Source organism: Gordonia sihwensis NBRC 108236 (assembly GCF_000333035.1).
Taxonomy (GTDB): Bacteria; Actinomycetota; Actinomycetes; order Mycobacteriales; family Mycobacteriaceae; genus Gordonia; species Gordonia sihwensis.
On the sequence record NZ_BANU01000018.1, the window covers coordinates 79226 to 94689 of the forward strand.

Consider the following 15464-nt stretch of genomic DNA (forward strand, 5'->3'; position numbering starts at 1 on the left):
CATGACCGGCACCGCCGACACTCCCGTCTTCGAGGGCTGGACCGCTCACACCGTCACCACCGAGGAAGTGGTCGACGCCGGCCGGGTCCGCGCCCTGGCGCATCTGTTCGACGACGGTCTGCCCGTACCGCAGATCGGCGATCCGCTGCCCCCGCTGTGGCATTGGGTCGCGCTCCCGGAGTGGTCCGTCTCGAGCAGCCTCGGTCTCGACGGACACCCGCGGCTCGGTTCGTTCCTGCCGCCGGTCGGTCTGCCCCGGCGCATGTTCGCCGGCGGCACGGTCTCGTTCCCCGGAACCATCCGGGTCGGCGACACCATCACCCGCGAGTCGACCGTCGAGTCGGTGACCGACAAGACCGGTCGCAGCGGCCGGCTGGTGATCGTGGTGGTCGCCACCACGCTGTACGCGCCGGACGGCACCGCCGCGGTGCGCGAGAAGCAGAACCTCATCTACCGGGAAGCGGCACCCGTCTCCGCGCAGCCGGCGGCCGACCCCGCTCCGGCCTCGGCCTTCGTCCCGATCGGCAGCCCGATCGTGCCGTCGGAGACCCGCCGGTGGGATTTCCTGACCGACCCGACGCTCCTGATGCGGTTCTCCGCCGCCACCGCGAACGCCCATCGCATCCACTACGACTGGCCGTACGCCACCCGTGTGGAGGGCTATCCGGGACTGGTGGTGCACGGACCGTTGATGACGCTGTCGCTGGCGGAGACTCATCGCCTGCTGGCCGACGGCACCGTGGTCGACACCGTCTCGCATCGCAACTCCAAGCCGCTGTTCTGCGGAGACGACGCCGCGCTGGTGTACTCGGGCACGGGCATCGACGCCCGCGTGGAACTCGTCGGCGCCGGTGGCGACGTCCACACCGCGATCGACCTCGCCTTCGCCACCGGAACCACCACCGACCAGGGAGCCTGGTCATGACCCGCGTGTTCTCGTCGCTCGATCAGCTCCGCGACGCCCTCGGCGAGGAGATCGGCCCGAGCGCGCCGCTCGTCGTGGAACAGGAGCGCATCGACGCCTTCGCCGATGCGACCGGCGATCACCAGTGGATCCACGTCGACACCGAGCGCGCCGCCGACGGCCCGTACGGCACGACCATCGCTCACGGATTCCTGACGCTCTCGCTGATCCCGCTCTTCGGGCGGGATCTGTATTCGATCGAGTTCGGCTCGGCCCGACTCAACTACGGCCTGAACAAGGTCCGGTTTCCGGCGCCGGTCCCGGTCGGCAGCTCGCTGACCGCCACGGTGACGTTCACCGACATCGCCGAGGGACCGGCCGGTGCGACGGTGACCGCGAAGTACGTGATCACCGCGGAGGGCGCCGCCAAACCCTCGTGCATCGCCGAGTTCCTGGTGGTCGTCACCGGCTGATCGGCGAATCCGCTCAGCGGCAGCCGACGTGCCGCCTCCGATCCCGCCGCCGCCGTGAAGCCGACCATCTTGAGTCCGTGGGCGGCTCGGACGTCGAAGAGGCTGGAGTCTTGTATCCGCCGATCTCCAGGATCCGGATGCCTTCGAGGGGCGGGTGTTGCATGGCGATCCCCAATGACAGCTTGCTAATACTATATACAATAAGGAACGGAACCCGGGACCGAAATCCCGGGAACCGCTCTGTCAGACCGCTTCGAACGTGGCCGCCATACCCTGGCCGCCGCCGATGCACATGGTCGCGAGGCCCTTGCCTCCGCCGCGGCGATGCAACTCGTGCAGCATCGTCGTGACCATCCGGACGCCCGTCGCACCGATCGGGTGCCCCAGCGAGATGCCCGAGCCGTTGACGTTGACGCGCTCCTCGTCCCGCCAGTCCCAGCCCTCCAGGACCGCCAGGACCTGGACCGCGAACGCCTCGTTGAGCTCCACCACATCGAGCGCGTCGAGCAGTTCGTGCACGGACACGCCCGTCCGGGCGGCGAGCCGCTGGACCGCGGGTACCGGACCGATGCCCATGCGCGCCGGATCGCAGCCCGCGGCGGCCCAGCCGGTGAGGAAGCCGAGCGGTTCCAGACCCAGCTCGTCGAGCTTGTCCTCGGCCACGATGATGCAGGCCGCCGCCGCGTCGTTCTGCTGGCTGGCGTTGCCCGCGGTGACGGTGCCGCCCGGGCTCACGGTGCGCAGCTTGCTCAGCGTCTCGACGGTGGAACCGGGACGGATGCCCTCGTCGCGGGCGAAGACGATCGGATCGCCCTTGCGCTGCGGGACGGTCACCGGGACCACCTCGTCGTCGAACTTCCCGGCCTCCCACGCCGCGTGCGCACGCTGATGACTGCGGGCCGCGTAGGCGTCGGCGGCCTCGCGGGAGACGCCGTAGTCCTTCGCGAGGTTCTCGGCCGTCTCGATCATTCCGGAGATCTTGCCGAAGCGATGCTCGGGCTGGCTGCGCTCGCGGCCGCGGTCGAGGCGGTCGTAGAGCACCGAGTTGCCCGCGCGCGAACCCCAGCGATTGCTGGTGGAGTAGTACTCGATCCGGCTCATCGACTCGATGCCGCCGGTGAGCACGGCATCGGCGGCACCGGTCTGCACCATCATCGCCGCGGTGACGATGGCCTGCAGTCCGCCGCCGCATCGACGGTCCAGCTGCATTCCGGGCAGGGCGATCGGCAGGCCGGCGTTCAGCGCCAGCCATCGGCCGACGCACGGCACCTCGGAGTTGGCGTACGACTGCGCGAACACCACGTCGTCGAGGCGCTCCGGGTCGATGCCCGAACGCTCGACGACCGCGTTGATGATGCCGGCGCCGAGATCCTCGACCGGCACATCCTTGAGGGAACCGCCGAACGTGCCGACGGGGGGGTGCGCAGCGGACTCACGATGGCCGCGCGGCGAAGGGTCTGCTGAGTCATGGTGAAGTCCAGTTCCTTCTCGATCAGATCTTGTTGCGCGCGATGTGCTGCGCGGCGATGACGTTGCGCTGGATCTCGTTGGTGCCCTCACCGACGATCATCAGCGGTGCGTCGCGGAAGTAGCGCTCCACGTCGTACTCCTTGGAGTAGCCGTAGCCGCCGTGGACGCGGATCGAGTCGAGAGCCAGCTGCATCGCCGTCTCCGACGCGAACAGCTTGGCCATTCCGGCCTCGAGGTCCGCGCGCTCGCCGCGGTCGAGCTTCTCAGCGGCGTCGACGGTGAGCAGGCGGGCGGCCTGCTGCTTGGTCGCCATGTCGGCGATCATGTTGCCGACGCTCTGGTGCTTCCAGATCGGCTTGCCGAACGACTCGCGCTCCTGCGCATACTTGGTGGCCGCCTCGAGCGACGCCTGACCGACGCCGAGCGCACGGGAGGCCACCTGGATGCGCCCGACCTCGAGGCCGCGCATCATGTGGCCCCAGCCCTTGTTCGGCTCTCCGCCGAGGACGGCGTCGGCGGGCACCTTCATGCCGTCGAAGACCAGCTCGCAGGCCTCGACGCCGCGGTAGCCGAGCTTCGGGAGCTTCTTGGAGACGGTGAAGCCGTCGCCCGGCTCCACGAGGATGACGCTCATGCCCTTGTGGGCCGGGCTGGCGTCACGGTCGGTGATGCACAGCAGGCCGAACAGTCCGGAGTGCGCCGCATTGGAGATCCAGGTCTTGGATCCATTGATGGTGAAGCCGTCCTCGCCGGGCGCCGCGTAGGTGCGCATGGCCTGCAGATCGCTGCCGCCGCCGGGCTCGGTGAGAGCCATCGTCGCGCGGATCTTGCCCTCGGCCATCTCCGCCAGGTACTTGTCCTTCTGCTCCTGGGTGCCGAAGGTCTTGATCAGATACGTGATCACCGAGTGTCCGCCGATCGCGCCGGCGAGGCTCATCCACCCGCGCGCCAGTTCCTCGCAGACCCGGGCGAAACACGCCATGCTGACGTCGACGCCGCCGTACTCGGCGGGCGCGAGCAGACCGAAGAAGCCGAGTTCCTTCATCTCTTCGATGAATTCCTCGGGATAGATGTCGTCGGCTTCGAACTCCCGAACACGCGAGGCCACCCGCTGGTCGATGAAGTCGCGGACCAACGACACCATCTCTTGTTCGTCCTTGGTCAGTGCCATGAGCTGAAAGCCTTTCTAGCCGGGATCGTCGTCTGGATCACGTCCATCATCGGTAGCATAATATATTATGCTACCGATGACCCAGTGGCCCGGGACACAGCAGCAGCCCCGGTGCGCCGGCCGGATCGCATCGACCCGGATCGCGTTGAAGAGGAGCCGAGACAGCATGAGCACCCGACCGTTCTCCGCCGACTACTGGAGCGCCGTCGAGGTGATCGGCCCCGACCAGGCGCGGGCGATGCAGGAGTCGCGGCTGGCCGAGCAGCTCGCGTACCTCGCCGCCAACAGCGAGTTCTACCGGGCGAAATTCGCCGAGCACTCGGTGAACATCGACCGAGTGACGACGCTCGACCACCTGGCCGATCTCCCCTTCACCGAGAAGCAGGAGCTCCGGGACAGTCTGGCGGAGCATCCTCCGCTCGGCTCGCACGTGGCGGCGCCGATGTCGGAGATCGTCCAGATCCAGGCGTCGTCGGGCACCACCGGCAGCCCGTCGTACGTCGGCCTCACCGAATCGGACATCACGATCTGGAGCGAACTCGGCGCCCGGGCCCTGTACGCCAACGGCTTCCGGCCGGGCGACCGCATGTTGCACGGATTCGGCATGAGCAAAGGCTTCGTGGGCGGGCTCCCGGTGGTCCAGATCGCCAGGCACATGGGCATCGTCGACATCCCTATCGGCGCGGAGGCCGGTGCCGAGCGTCTGCTGCGCGTACAGGCCGACCAGCGTCCGGAGGCGCTCATCGGCACGCCCAACTTCCTCGCCTACCTCGCCGAACAGGCGCCGGACATCGTCGGTGTGCCCGCCGCCGAATTGGGCGTCCGCAGCATCAGCGTCGGCGGCGAGCCGGGCGGCGGACTGCCCGCGATCCGCGACAAGCTGCAGTCGCTGTGGGGCGCCACCTCGCGCGAGATGCTCGGCGGCACCGACCTCGGCTGCATCTACTGGGGCGAATGCGAAGCCGGGGAGGGCATGCACTTCCACTCGCCGGATCTGATCATCGCCGAGATCATCGATCCCGCCGACGGGCAGGTGCTCGCCCCCGCGGCCGGCGTCGAGGGGGAAGTGGTGTACACCGCCCTCGGGCGTCGGGCGTCGGGCGTCGCCGCTGCTGCGCTTCCGCACCCGCGATCACGTCGTCGTCACCGCCACCGACTGCGCCTGCGGTCGGACCGGATACAAGGTTCGGTGTGTCGGGCGCACCGACGACATGCTCATCGTCCGCGGCATCAACGTGTTCCCGTCAGCGGTGAAGCAACTCGTGGAGGAGATGGCGCCGCTCACCACCGGGCACATCCGTATCCGCCCCGACTTCGAGGGTCATTCCACCCAGCGTCCACTGCCTGTGGTGGCCGAAGTCGCCGACGCCGTCGACCCCGCACGCCACCCCGAGGTGAAGGCCGCCATCGAGGACCGGATCCGCTCGGCCCTCAACATCAAGGCCGATGTGGAGCTGATCGGCGAGGGCACGCTGAAGCGGCCGGATCACGTCAAGGTCGCACCGGTCGAGCGCGACGCAGGCGCGGCCGCGCAGTGAGCGGGCCGCATCCGGGCCTCTCTCAGGCGTCGACCCAGCGCACCACGTCCGACAGCTCCGCACGCGAGGTGCGGTAGGTGTTGGTCGGGGTCGGCGTAGCCGAACGAGATGCCGAGCAGGACCTTGCGATCGTCGGCGATCGCGAAATGCGACCGGATCAGCGGAGACGCCATCGCGAGGGCCGCCTGCGGAATGGCGCCGAGACCGAGTGCCCGCGCCGCCAGCAGGAAGTTGCTCACGTAGAGCCCGGAATCGACGGCACCGTACACATCGTGCACCGCGTCGGTCGTCACGATCGCGACGTGCGGCGCACCGAAGAGCCGGAAGTTCTCCATCGCCTGCTTCGCCGATCCCACTCGGTCAGAGCCGCGCGGGATCGCTCCGTTCCCTCGCCCTCGGGTGACGATGACCTGCCACGGCTGCGTGTTGCACCACGACGGCGACCGCTGAGCGATCGACAGCAGCCGCTCGATGTCCGCACGCGGAACCTGCCGGCCCTCCTGATAGCCGCGGCAGCTCCAGCGGCTGTCGAGCAGCGCCTCGAGGACGCGACCGTCCTCGTCCGGCGACTCGAGCGTCGCGGTGCCGGGTTTCGTAATGATCGATCTGTGCAGGCAGAAGCACACCTGCATCAGCGTAGAAACGCAACGCACTCGCCGTCAGACCGCTCCGCCGCGCGAACGATCCGATCGACATCAACCTGGAATCTGCCACCCGGACATCATCCGGCTTCGACCTACTTGAATGTCAACCGGCGCGGACGCCTCGACGGACGTCGTGACCGGCAACGCCTACTCCGCGTCCTTCCACAGTCCGCGCTCCTCGAGCATCTGGACCACGTAGTCGGCGCTGTTGACGATGTGCTTCTCGGTGATCTCGCGTGCGCGCTGGGCGTCGTGCGCGGTCAGCGCGTCGAGCATCTGATGGTGTTCGGGCGTCACCGTGCGCACATGCGACTCGATCGACGCGTAGAACGAGTTGGGCAGGTGCTTGACGATGGACGCCAGCAGTCGAGCGAGCCGGTCGGAGTCGGCCGCGAGATTGATCAGCCGGTGGAACTGGTGTCCGAGGTCCCCGATGGCCTCGGTATTGCCCGAACTCACCGCGGCATCGCACTGCGCCATCACTTCTTCGAGCTGCTGGAGCTGGACATCGGTGATCCGCTCGGCCGCACGCGCGGCGAGTTCCCCCGACAACTGTGCCTGCGCCCAGAACAGATCGCGCACGTCCTGCCGCGTGAACTCGGCGACCACGAAACCACGGCGGGGCACGGCCGTGACGAATCCTTCGTTCGACAGGCGCAGCAGACCCTCGCGCACCGGAGTGATCGAGACGCCGACCGTCTCCGCGATCGGCTCCATCCGCAAGAACTCGCCCGGCTTGAGGTTGCCCGACATGATCTGTTCACGGACGTAGCTCGTGACCGCGTCCGGCAACTGCTTATGCCGTCCACGGCCGCTCGACACGGGTGCACTCACGATGATCTGCCGCCTCACTGGTGTCGGTTCTGTCACCTGGATAATATCTTTCACACAATGCGTACGACGCGCCGGGCACTCGAGTGTCCGGCGCGTCGTGCGTTGCAATTTGATTGACCCGTGCGCGGGGTTCAGCTGATGGCACCCGATGCGTGCAGTGCGGCGAGGCGCTCGGCGTCGAAGCCCCAGTCGGTCAGTACCTCGTCGGTGTGCTCACCCGGTTCGGCCGGAGGCCGCGAGATGGAGCCCGGCGTCCGACTGAACCGCGGCGCGGGCGCCGGCTGCGGTACGCCCTCCACTTCTACGAAGGTCTCACGTGCCACGAGATGCGGGTGCACCGGCGCTTCTGCCAGTGACATCACGGCAGGTCGAAGAGCTTCCGGGGCGGCGTACGTCACCAGATCCGCCTCACCCCGAGGCAGAACCGCATATTATGCACGATGGTTGGGGCAGCGAACAGAGACGAGGACCCATGGGCAAGTTGTGTGCGACCGAGAACCTCAGCACCGAACAGCGAGACATCCTCGCGACGGTCCGGGATTTCGTCGACCAGCAGATTCTGCCCATGGCCACCCATCTGGAACACGCGGACGAGTACCCGACGGAGATCGTCGCGCAGATGAAGCAGATGGGGCTCTTCGGCCTCACCATCGACGAGGAGTACGGCGGACTCGGCGAGTCGCTGCTCACCTATGCGCTGGTCGTGGAAGAGATCGCCCGTGGCTGGATGAGCGTCTCCGGCATCATCAACACGCATTTCATCGTCGCCTACCTGCTGCAGCAGCACGGCACACCGGAACAGAGGGCGAAGTACCTTCCCCGCCTCGCAGCCGGCGACCTCACCGGCGCCTTCTCCATGTCCGAGCCCGGTCTGGGGTCCGACGTCGCCGCCGTCACGACGTCCGCCACCCCCGACGGCCGAGGACGGTACACCGTCAACGGCCAGAAGATGTGGGTCACCAACGGCGCGAGCTCGTCACTCGTGGCCGTCCTGGTCCGCACTCCCGAGGGGCGCGACCGTCCGCATCAGAACCTGACGACCTTCCTCATCGAGAAGACGCCCGGATTCGGCGAGGCGGCACCTGGCCTCACGATCCCCGGAAAGATCGAGAAGATGGGGTACAAGGGCGTCGACACCACCGAACTGCTCTTCGACGACTATTCGATCGACGCCGCCGAGATCCTCGGCGGCGAGCCGGGCCGGGGCTTCTACCAGATGATGGACGGCGTCGAAGTCGGCCGCGTCAACGTCGCCGCACGCGCCGTCGGCGTCGCCCACCGCGCCTTCGAGCTCGGCACCTCGTACGCCCAGCAGCGCGAGACCTTCGGCAAGCCGATCGCCGAGCACCAGGCCGTCCTCTTCCGCATCGCGGAGATGGGGACGAAGGTCGAAGCCGCGCATCAGATGGTGGTCCGCGCCGCCCGCGTCAAGGACGCGGGCGAACGGAACGACCTCGAAGCCGGAATGGCGAAGTACCTGGCCTCCGAGTACTGCCGCGACGTGGTCGAGGACGCCTTCCGGATCCACGGCGGATACGGTTTCGCCAAGGAGTACGAGATCGAACGCCTCTACCGCGAGGCCCCCATGCTCCTGATCGGCGAGGGAACCGCCGACATCCAGCGGATGATCATCGGCCGGCGGCTGCTGGAGAACTACTCCGAACGGTGACGGGCTCCGGAACACGCGGAAGGCGGACCCGGCACACCGCCGTGATCCGCCCCGCCGTCGTGTCTGTCCGTCAGGCCAGCCCGAGCTGTCCCAGGAGTGCGAGATTGTCGTAGTAGACGCGGTGCGCGCTCACCTTTCCGTCGGTGACGAGAAAGGTGTCGATGAGTCCGAACTCCACCTTCTTTCCGGTCAGCGGCACCTCCCCGTTCGGCGTGGCCAGCGGGCCGGTGTGCGTCCCCGTGAAGACCTGCTCCACCACGACGCCGTTGTCGTCGGCCCAGATCTGGCGCGGCGTGAGCCGGATGTCGGAAAGGCGGTGTAGAACGCGACGGCTGTCTGCACGATCCCGTCGCGGCCCTCGAAACTCGTCCCGCCCGGCAGTTCCACGGCGACGTCATCGGCGAAGATGCTGCCGAACAATTCCATATCCTTCTCTGCAAGTCCTCGGTTGTGGGCATCGACGATATGGTCGGATAACGCGGTCATAGGAGTCCTCCTCGATTGGCTGATTGAGAGTGAACCCACTATGCGCGCGTAGTCCGCACGCGAAATGTCCAAGATTCTGGACGTCGACGAAACGAGCGTCAGCCGAGTTCCACCAGCAGCACGCCGGCGATGATGAGGGCCATGCCCAGCAGCATCCGGCCGGTCAACGGGTCCTTCCAGATCACGCGGGCGAGCGTCGCTATCGCCACGATGCCGACGGCGGTCCAGATTCCGTACGCGACACTGACCGGCACGCCGGCGTCGAGGGCGAAGCCGAGGAAGACGAAGGCACAGGTGTATCCGATCCCCACCAGGATCAGCCAGCGACGGCGACCGGCACCGGCCGCACGCAAGCCCAAGGTGCCGGTGACCTCCGAGGCGATCGACAGCAGCAGCCACACCCAGCTCACAGCACCTGCTCCTCGCTCGCGGCGCCGACGGTCTTCGCCCCCGTCTCCACCACGACCACACCGAGGATGATCAGCGCGATTCCGATGATCGCCCGCGCCCCGAGCGTCTCACCGAAGATCACCACGCCGAGCACTGCGACGAGTGCGACGCCGGAAGCACCCCAGATCCCGTAGGCGACGCCGATGTGCATACCGGCGCGCAGGGTCTGCGCGAGCAGAGCGAAAGCCGCGCAGTAGGCGACGATCACCACGGGAATCCAGCCGGGATGGTCGACGGTGGCGCGCAGGGTGAGCGTCCCGGTCACCTCGGCGGCGATGGCGCCGCCCAGCAGCAGCCACTTCACCGCTCCGCCCCCTCGGCGGCGTCGATCAGCGCGAGCGCGTGGCGTCGGACGGCGGGAAGATCGTCGGCGGGGAACACGCCGGTGGCCTCCGACATCCACGCCCCGTCGGCGCAGAAACGCGCGGCCGTCAGCCGTGCCCGCGCCGGTACGGGCACGTCCTCGAGTGCGAACCACGGTCCGAGGACACGAGCCCAGGGTTCGGTCAGTTCGGGGTGGTAGAGCGCATCGGTGAAGATCCAGTAGTCGGCCCGGGATACGTCGGCGGTGGTGGCGACGGTGACGTACGCGCGGTAGCGGTCGAAGACGGCCAGGTCGGCGGGACCGGCTCCGGCGTGCGCGCGCAACAGCGAGTCCCAGTGGCGCGCAGCGTATTCCACCAGACCGAGCATGAGTTCCCGTTTGGTCGGGAAGTGGTACATCAGGCCGGGTTTGGTGATCCCGGCACGAGCGGCGACCGACTCCAGGGAGATCGTCACCCCCTGCACCGATTCGCTCTCTTGGGCCAGTTCCTTGGCCGCCTGCAGGATGCGCACCCGCGTCTCGGACTCCATCCGGCCACTTTACCTTCCAGAAGGTAAAGTGCGGACACAAAGAAGCGCCGGCCCGCCGGGGAGTTCCCGACGGGCCGGCGTGCGATCACTTGTCGCCGGTGAGCTTGTCCTTCACCTTGGCGGCCGCGTCCTTGACCTCTTCGACGCCCTTCTTCACCGCGGCCGCGGCCTGATCGGCCTTGCCCTCGTTCTTGAGGTCGTCATCGCCGGTCAGCGAGCCGCCGGCCTCCTTGGCCTTGCCCTTGAGCTCGTCGGCCTTGTTGCTCATCTTGTCTTCCATCGCCATTGCGGCAACTCCTCTTCTCGGATTTCACTTCGGTTATTGCAGCGCGTCCAGGTGAATGAAGACCTGGACGTGCACATCCGAATCCCCCAGCGCGATTCGGAGGTCTTCGATCGTCGGCGTCACAATGCCGACGATCTCGTCGTACGAGCGCTCGGGTGCGACGTCGACCGTGATGCGGATGATCGCCTCGCCGCGGTCGTCGATCGCCTGCACGCGCACCTGGCGCAGGACAGTCTGTGTGGCGAGTTGTTCTTCGACGGCCGAGGCCACCTGCTTGAGCGAGACCGTCATCGTCCCCTCGGGCCCGCTGCCGTTCAGCACCAGGAGTTCGGGTCGGCGCGGCGCGATCGTGGTCCGGATCAGCCTCCAGCCCCAATACAACGCGAGCAGTGCGACGGCGACCAGGACGGCGGCGAACCAACCGGCGGCGGTCGCGTCACGGATGCCTCCGGTGTCGATTCGGTCCACCCACCCCTCGACCGGGTGCACCGACAGTTGGTGCAGGATCACCCCTGCGGCCAGTACCAGACACAGAAGCCCGATCACACCGATCGACAGTCGGTGCAGGGCTGCGGCTCCGCGGTTCATTCGACGAACTCTTTCCTCGGCCCCCGGACCTTCACCACCACGTGCTTGCCGGAACTCACCGCCCCGACCGCGTCATCGGCCACTTGCGCGATGCGATCGCGGTCGACGGGCCCGGACGTGCGGACGGTCACCCTGATGCGGCGGCGTCCCACCGTCGTCAGCGCATGCCGGACGTTGGGCACCTCGGAGACCGCCGCGCTCGCGCGGCGCGCGACGTCGACCGGGCGGGTCCACACCACGCGGACGCCGTCGACGTTGAGGTGCGTTCGCCGGCGGGGCTTCACCGCGAGCCAGAGCAGGACGAGGCCGACCACGGCGCAGACGGCGGGGATCGCCCACATCCAACCGCTCCAGGTGGACGACCCGAGATTGTCGGCGGCACGGTGAGTCCAGGTCTCCCCGGAGACGGCGCCGGTGGTCACCAGTAGGTCCCGGATCATCGCCCCGCACAGCACGAGCAGCGCCACCCCGAGCAGCCCGCCGGCGATGGCGGCTCCGGGGAACCCCGCCGGATCGCGAATCGGTTCATCGCTGATGTCCCGCAACTCGTCGTCACGGTCTTCGGCGGCCGACGGTGTCATGGTCTTCCCCCTTCGTCAACGGCTTCGCCTGCAGCGGGCCCGTCGTCGGGATCGGGCAGTTGCACGAAGCCGTTCTTCCTGAATCTCGCGGCGGCTCCGGGCACCACCGCCTCCACCGCGACGTTCACGCGCACCGGGCGGTTCCCGGTGAGCCGGTCGAGTTCGTCGCCGACCTTCTGCCGCACCCGTGAGCAGGTGGCGGAGATCGGTGAGGGCCACGCGAGCGCCAACGTGAGGTCCACGACGTGGGCGGCGCCGCCCGCGCTCTCCACCCGCACCCGGGGATAGTCGGAGCCCGCGGTCGCCTCACCGCCGACGAACGCGCCCAGCCGACCCGCCATCGATCCGTCGTGACGGACCACGCCGTCGACGCTCAACGCGGCGGCCAACGCGATCTTCTCGAAGACGCTGTCCGCCATCGTCAGCCGACCGGGCGCGGTGGTGTCCGGCACGTTGGCCGACGGGGCCGAGACGTCAGCCACGGCTGCGTCCGCGCGCGATCGCGCGCACATCGATGGTGCCGTCGACCTGCAGGCCCACGATCAGCCCGACGGCTCCGAGGATCAGCGCCAGGATCAGACCGCCGAATCCGCCGGTGGTGGCCGCCAACGCCAGCAGCAGGCCCGCGAACAGGCCGATCGTCGCAGCTTTAGTCATCGAGTTCTCCTTCAGATTCGGTCGTCGCGGTCCCGGCGGCGGCGGGTTCTCCGGTGGTGACGTCCTCGATGGTCACCGAGAACCGGCGGCCGCTGATCTCACTGGCCGTGTCCGCCACCTGCGCCGCCACCTCGCGCAGGTCGTGGCGCAGATCGACCACGATGTGCACCGAGCCCTCCTCGTCGGAGAGCCGGATGCCGCTGACCCGTTCGCCCGGGAGATACGTGGCGACCTCGCCGAACATTCCGCCGTCGAGTTCCACCACTCCGGGTACCGCGAGCACGGCGGCGGCGATGTCCTTCACCAGCGCGTCGTCGGCCGAAGGCGGCGCCATCACTGGACCCGCGGTTCGCCGAAGTCCTGGTCCTCGTCGTCGAAGTGGATGTCGTGCACGGTCACGTTCACTTCGGTCACTTCCAGGCCGGTCATCTGCTCGATCGCGTTGATCACGTTGCGGCGGATGGCCCCGGCGAGTTGGTGGATGGCCACGCCGAATTCGGCGACGATCGAGATGTCGATGGCGGCCTGCCGCTCCCCGACCTCGACGTCGATTCCCTGAGTCACGCTGGTGCTGGTACCCGGCAGCACGTCGCGGACCTTGCCGACAGCGCGTTCCGTGGTACCGCCGAGGTCGTACACACCGTCGATCTCGCGGGTGGCGATTCCCGCGATCTTGGCGACGACGACGTCCGCGATCGACGTGGTGCCGAGGCTGCCGTTGAGCGCGGTCGTCGAGTTCCGGGCCAGTTGGACGTCGCGCCCGGTGGTGCGCGGACCGTCGGTGTCGGTGCCTGCGTCGGTCGACTTCGCGGTGGTCTGTTCGCTCATGCTGGTCCTTTCCAAGGGACCCCGTCGGTTCCGGGGTTGTATATAGTCAGTCGCAGCCGAACAGAAAGTTGCACGCGAATCGGTGAATGATCTGAATCACACCAACGGTCACCGGGCGAGCCCTGGTCTGGACGACTTCTCCGACGAGGAGTTGGCCGCCGCCGCAGGTGCCGGTGATCCGGAGGCCTTCGACGTCCTGATCGGCCGAACGGCGCCGCTCCTGCTGCGATTCGTCCGGCGCATGATCGACGATCCGCAGGTCGCCGAGGACGTCGCGCAGGAGACGATGATCGCGGTGTGGCGCGCACTGCCGGACTTCGAGTTCCGCAGCGCGGTCCGCACCTGGGTGCTCGGCATCGCTCATCGCAAGGTGATCGACCACTATCGCCGCCGCCGGGAACTGCCCACTGAGAACGAGCAATTCGCCGACCTCGAGTCGGCCCAGCCGCTGCCGAGCGAGGCCGCCGAGCGAGCCGAATTGGTCGAAGCACTCCGCACCGAACTGACGCACCTGCCGCCCGTACCGCGGGCGGTGTGGTGGCTTCGGGAGGTCGAGGGCCTCTCTCTCGGCGAGATCGAGTCGGTACTGAAGATCAGCAACGGTTCGGTGCGTGGGCACCTCCAGCGCAGTCGGACCTTCCTCACCACTCGCCTCGCGCCGTGGAAGCCTGGGAGTAGCGGGATGCCGAGCCCGGAGGAACGCATCGGCGAACCCGAAGCACAGCGACAGAGTCGAGAGAGGAGGACGCGGACATGAATTCAGAGGCTGTAGGCGGAGATCCGACCGACGCCTGGCTGGTGGACGCGAGCCGCCGCCTCGATGAGCCGACCGGCGACGTCGCACGCCTGGTCTCGGCGATCGCGTCCGGACTGCCCCGGCTCCGTCGGCCCGGCCGCGACCTCGCCACCGACGACCCGAGGGTCCGCGTCAACGACCGCGTCCTCAAGCAACTCTTGGCCACGCGGGTGCGGAACGCCGTCGGCCGCCTGGTGGTCCACGTCCGGCTGGACGGCGACGACGATGAACTCACCGGCCTCACGATCGGGCTCGTCGCCCGCTACCGCGACGACCTCCACGCCGAGGCCGACCGAGTCCGCGACGCCGTCGAACAGGTTCTGGGCCAGACCCTCGGCCCGGACCGCGCACGGCGGGCCGGCGCCCAGGTGCATGTCCGTTGGCAGGACGTGTACAGCCGGGAGTGGCTGAACTGAGAAGGGGGTTGGGGCGAGGCTCAAGCCCGACAACCCGCGTCGCGCCGCGCCGCTCATGTCGAGATGCAGCGGAGATTAGCAGCGCTACCCCCGGAAGTCTGACAGAACATGCGTGCCTCGATGAGTCGTGTCAATTTTGATTCTCCATGTGGTCGGCCATCCAAGTCACTTTCGGCGAACATTTGGCGTAGATCGATCTCTTGCGGCGCCCATGCAGCGGCAACCCCTCTGCTCTGACGACCGAGCATCGCCTCACACAAGTCAGCATGTCGCACATATGCCAAGTGCCATAACGCCAATCGGAGAAAGACTCATAGACAACTGCACAAGCCGGTGCTTTGTCCACGCTATCTTGCTCATCTCCACGAGCTGTTTCGACAGTACCGGAAGAAGAGTCGGGCCCTCGAGCCGATCCTGAACGGCTTCGGGCGTCAGGTGCCGCAGGTGTCCGAAATAGACAAAGTTGTCCGGCGCCTCAACCTCGAGGTTGGAGGCCCGTAGCCGGGGACGCACAACCCAGGCCGCACATAGGACGCTAGCTACTAAGAGGAGGATGCCAACGACGTACCAGACTACGGCCCAGCCCCCAAGGTCATGGAGCACCCGCCCCTCGCCCGACAGCGTGATAACTCCCACGAGGAGCGCGGTCTCAATTGTCAGTGCAAATGGCGCCTTCGTATCGGAGATATTGTCAAGACCTGTGGATGAGGTTGTTTCAGGCGGCCTCCTCTTGCGATGTTGATGGGGTGTCGGATTCGACGAGTTTGCCTTTCTCGAAGGTCTTGCCGGCTCGGACGAGGGCGACGACGTGGGGTGCG

The 15464-nt window shown here is 67.6% G+C and carries 21 protein-coding genes and 4 pseudogenes; 6 read left to right on the forward strand and 19 right to left on the reverse strand.

All coding sequences use genetic code 11. The features are described 5' to 3' along the window. Window position 1: 1 nt before the first annotated feature. Both GSI01S_RS12420 and GSI01S_RS12425 read left to right on the forward strand, forming a co-directional pair. Window positions 2-925 (forward strand): HTD2 family dehydratase, encoded by a 924-nt coding sequence (locus GSI01S_RS12420; protein WP_039867636.1) that lies wholly within the window; start codon window positions 2-4, stop codon window positions 923-925. Then, a complete protein-coding gene (locus GSI01S_RS12425) occupies window positions 922-1377 on the forward strand; it encodes a MaoC family dehydratase (protein WP_006896916.1) in 456 nt (151 codons plus the stop codon). The genes GSI01S_RS12420 and GSI01S_RS12425 overlap by 4 nt, the downstream gene beginning before the upstream one ends. A gap of 243 nt (window positions 1378-1620) precedes the next feature. Here the strand turns inward: GSI01S_RS12425 and GSI01S_RS12430 are convergent. The 3 genes and pseudogenes from GSI01S_RS12430 to GSI01S_RS20520 form a co-directional block, all read right to left on the reverse strand. Then, window positions 1621-2846 (reverse strand): annotated as a pseudogene (locus GSI01S_RS12430) (acetyl-CoA C-acetyltransferase). Between the two features lie 23 nt (window positions 2847-2869). After that, on the reverse strand, window positions 2870-4018 hold the full coding sequence (locus tag GSI01S_RS12435; RefSeq protein WP_006896918.1) for an acyl-CoA dehydrogenase family protein: 1149 nt from the start codon (window positions 4016-4018) through the stop codon (window positions 2870-2872). Window positions 4019-4312: 294 nt separating this feature from the next. Then, window positions 4313-4624, reverse strand: coding sequence for a hypothetical protein (locus GSI01S_RS20520; protein ID WP_233500138.1), 312 nt, complete (start codon window positions 4622-4624; stop codon window positions 4313-4315). A gap of 665 nt (window positions 4625-5289) precedes the next feature. Here GSI01S_RS20520 and GSI01S_RS20525 point away from each other — a divergent pair. Beyond that, a complete protein-coding gene (locus tag GSI01S_RS20525; RefSeq protein WP_233500179.1) occupies window positions 5290-5556 on the forward strand; it encodes a hypothetical protein in 267 nt (88 codons plus the stop codon). A 22-nt stretch (window positions 5557-5578) separates the two neighbouring features. Here GSI01S_RS20525 and GSI01S_RS12445 read toward each other — a convergent pair. From GSI01S_RS12445 to GSI01S_RS12455, 4 genes and pseudogenes are all read right to left on the reverse strand, one after another. After that, a pseudogene (locus GSI01S_RS12445) lies at window positions 5579-6188 on the reverse strand (nitroreductase). Window positions 6189-6201: 13 nt separating this feature from the next. Beyond that, a pseudogene (locus tag GSI01S_RS20785) lies at window positions 6202-6252 on the reverse strand (hypothetical protein); the annotation flags it as partial. A gap of 95 nt (window positions 6253-6347) precedes the next feature. Next, window positions 6348-7040 (reverse strand): GntR family transcriptional regulator, encoded by a 693-nt coding sequence (locus tag GSI01S_RS12450; protein WP_372452473.1) that lies wholly within the window; start codon window positions 7038-7040, stop codon window positions 6348-6350. Window positions 7041-7165: 125 nt separating this feature from the next. Further along, window positions 7166-7393, reverse strand: a complete 228-nt coding sequence (locus GSI01S_RS12455) for a hypothetical protein (protein ID WP_039867638.1) — start codon at window positions 7391-7393, stop codon at window positions 7166-7168. 113 nt (window positions 7394-7506) lie between these two features. Between GSI01S_RS12455 and GSI01S_RS12460 the strand changes: the two genes are divergently transcribed. Beyond that, on the forward strand, window positions 7507-8703 hold the full coding sequence (locus GSI01S_RS12460; RefSeq protein WP_006896924.1) for an acyl-CoA dehydrogenase family protein: 1197 nt from the start codon (window positions 7507-7509) through the stop codon (window positions 8701-8703). 70 nt (window positions 8704-8773) lie between these two features. On the opposite strand, the pseudogene GSI01S_RS20145 reads toward GSI01S_RS12460, so the two are convergent. The 11 genes and pseudogenes from GSI01S_RS20145 to GSI01S_RS12515 form a co-directional block, all read right to left on the reverse strand. Continuing rightward, window positions 8774-9061, reverse strand: a pseudogene (locus GSI01S_RS20145) (ester cyclase); the annotation flags it as partial. 226 nt (window positions 9062-9287) lie between these two features. Next, on the reverse strand, window positions 9288-9599 hold the full coding sequence (locus GSI01S_RS12470; protein ID WP_006896926.1) for a DMT family transporter: 312 nt from the start codon (window positions 9597-9599) through the stop codon (window positions 9288-9290). Continuing rightward, window positions 9596-9943 (reverse strand): DMT family transporter, encoded by a 348-nt coding sequence (locus tag GSI01S_RS12475; protein WP_006896927.1) that lies wholly within the window; start codon window positions 9941-9943, stop codon window positions 9596-9598. The genes GSI01S_RS12470 and GSI01S_RS12475 overlap by 4 nt, the downstream gene beginning before the upstream one ends. Then, on the reverse strand, window positions 9940-10494 hold the full coding sequence (locus GSI01S_RS12480) for a TetR/AcrR family transcriptional regulator (RefSeq protein WP_006896928.1): 555 nt from the start codon (window positions 10492-10494) through the stop codon (window positions 9940-9942). The genes GSI01S_RS12475 and GSI01S_RS12480 overlap by 4 nt, the downstream gene beginning before the upstream one ends. 85 nt (window positions 10495-10579) lie before the next feature. Then, window positions 10580-10780 (reverse strand): CsbD family protein, encoded by a 201-nt coding sequence (locus tag GSI01S_RS12485; RefSeq protein ID WP_006896929.1) that lies wholly within the window; start codon window positions 10778-10780, stop codon window positions 10580-10582. 33 nt (window positions 10781-10813) lie between these two features. Then, window positions 10814-11368: a hypothetical protein gene (locus tag GSI01S_RS12490; protein ID WP_006896930.1), complete on the reverse strand. Its 555-nt coding sequence runs from the start codon at window positions 11366-11368 to the stop codon at window positions 10814-10816. Then, window positions 11365-11949: a DUF6286 domain-containing protein gene (locus GSI01S_RS12495; RefSeq protein WP_006896931.1), complete on the reverse strand. Its 585-nt coding sequence runs from the start codon at window positions 11947-11949 to the stop codon at window positions 11365-11367. Before GSI01S_RS12495 ends, GSI01S_RS12490 begins: the two co-directional genes overlap by 4 nt. After that, window positions 11946-12431, reverse strand: a complete 486-nt coding sequence (locus GSI01S_RS12500) for an Asp23/Gls24 family envelope stress response protein (protein WP_006896932.1) — start codon at window positions 12429-12431, stop codon at window positions 11946-11948. The genes GSI01S_RS12495 and GSI01S_RS12500 overlap by 4 nt, the downstream gene beginning before the upstream one ends. Further along, a complete protein-coding gene (locus tag GSI01S_RS12505; RefSeq protein WP_006896933.1) occupies window positions 12424-12606 on the reverse strand; it encodes a hypothetical protein in 183 nt (60 codons plus the stop codon). The genes GSI01S_RS12500 and GSI01S_RS12505 overlap by 8 nt, the downstream gene beginning before the upstream one ends. After that, window positions 12599-12940 carry an Asp23/Gls24 family envelope stress response protein gene (locus tag GSI01S_RS12510; RefSeq protein WP_006896934.1) on the reverse strand — a complete coding sequence of 114 codons (342 nt, stop codon included), beginning with the start codon at window positions 12938-12940 and terminating at the stop codon, window positions 12599-12601. Before GSI01S_RS12510 ends, GSI01S_RS12505 begins: the two co-directional genes overlap by 8 nt. After that, window positions 12940-13434, reverse strand: a complete 495-nt coding sequence (locus GSI01S_RS12515) for an Asp23/Gls24 family envelope stress response protein (protein ID WP_006896935.1) — start codon at window positions 13432-13434, stop codon at window positions 12940-12942. The genes GSI01S_RS12510 and GSI01S_RS12515 overlap by 1 nt, the downstream gene beginning before the upstream one ends. 82 nt (window positions 13435-13516) lie before the next feature. Between GSI01S_RS12515 and GSI01S_RS12520 the strand changes: the two genes are divergently transcribed. Beyond that, window positions 13517-14191 (forward strand): RNA polymerase sigma factor, encoded by a 675-nt coding sequence (locus GSI01S_RS12520; protein ID WP_006896936.1) that lies wholly within the window; start codon window positions 13517-13519, stop codon window positions 14189-14191. Then, window positions 14188-14646, forward strand: a complete 459-nt coding sequence (locus GSI01S_RS12525) for a hypothetical protein (protein WP_006896937.1) — start codon at window positions 14188-14190, stop codon at window positions 14644-14646. Before GSI01S_RS12520 ends, GSI01S_RS12525 begins: the two co-directional genes overlap by 4 nt. 261 nt (window positions 14647-14907) lie before the next feature. On the opposite strand, the gene GSI01S_RS20535 is transcribed toward GSI01S_RS12525, so the two are convergent. Continuing rightward, window positions 14908-15333 (reverse strand): Pycsar system effector family protein, encoded by a 426-nt coding sequence (locus GSI01S_RS20535; protein WP_464367272.1) that lies wholly within the window; start codon window positions 15331-15333, stop codon window positions 14908-14910. Window positions 15334-15464: the final 131 nt, after the last annotated feature.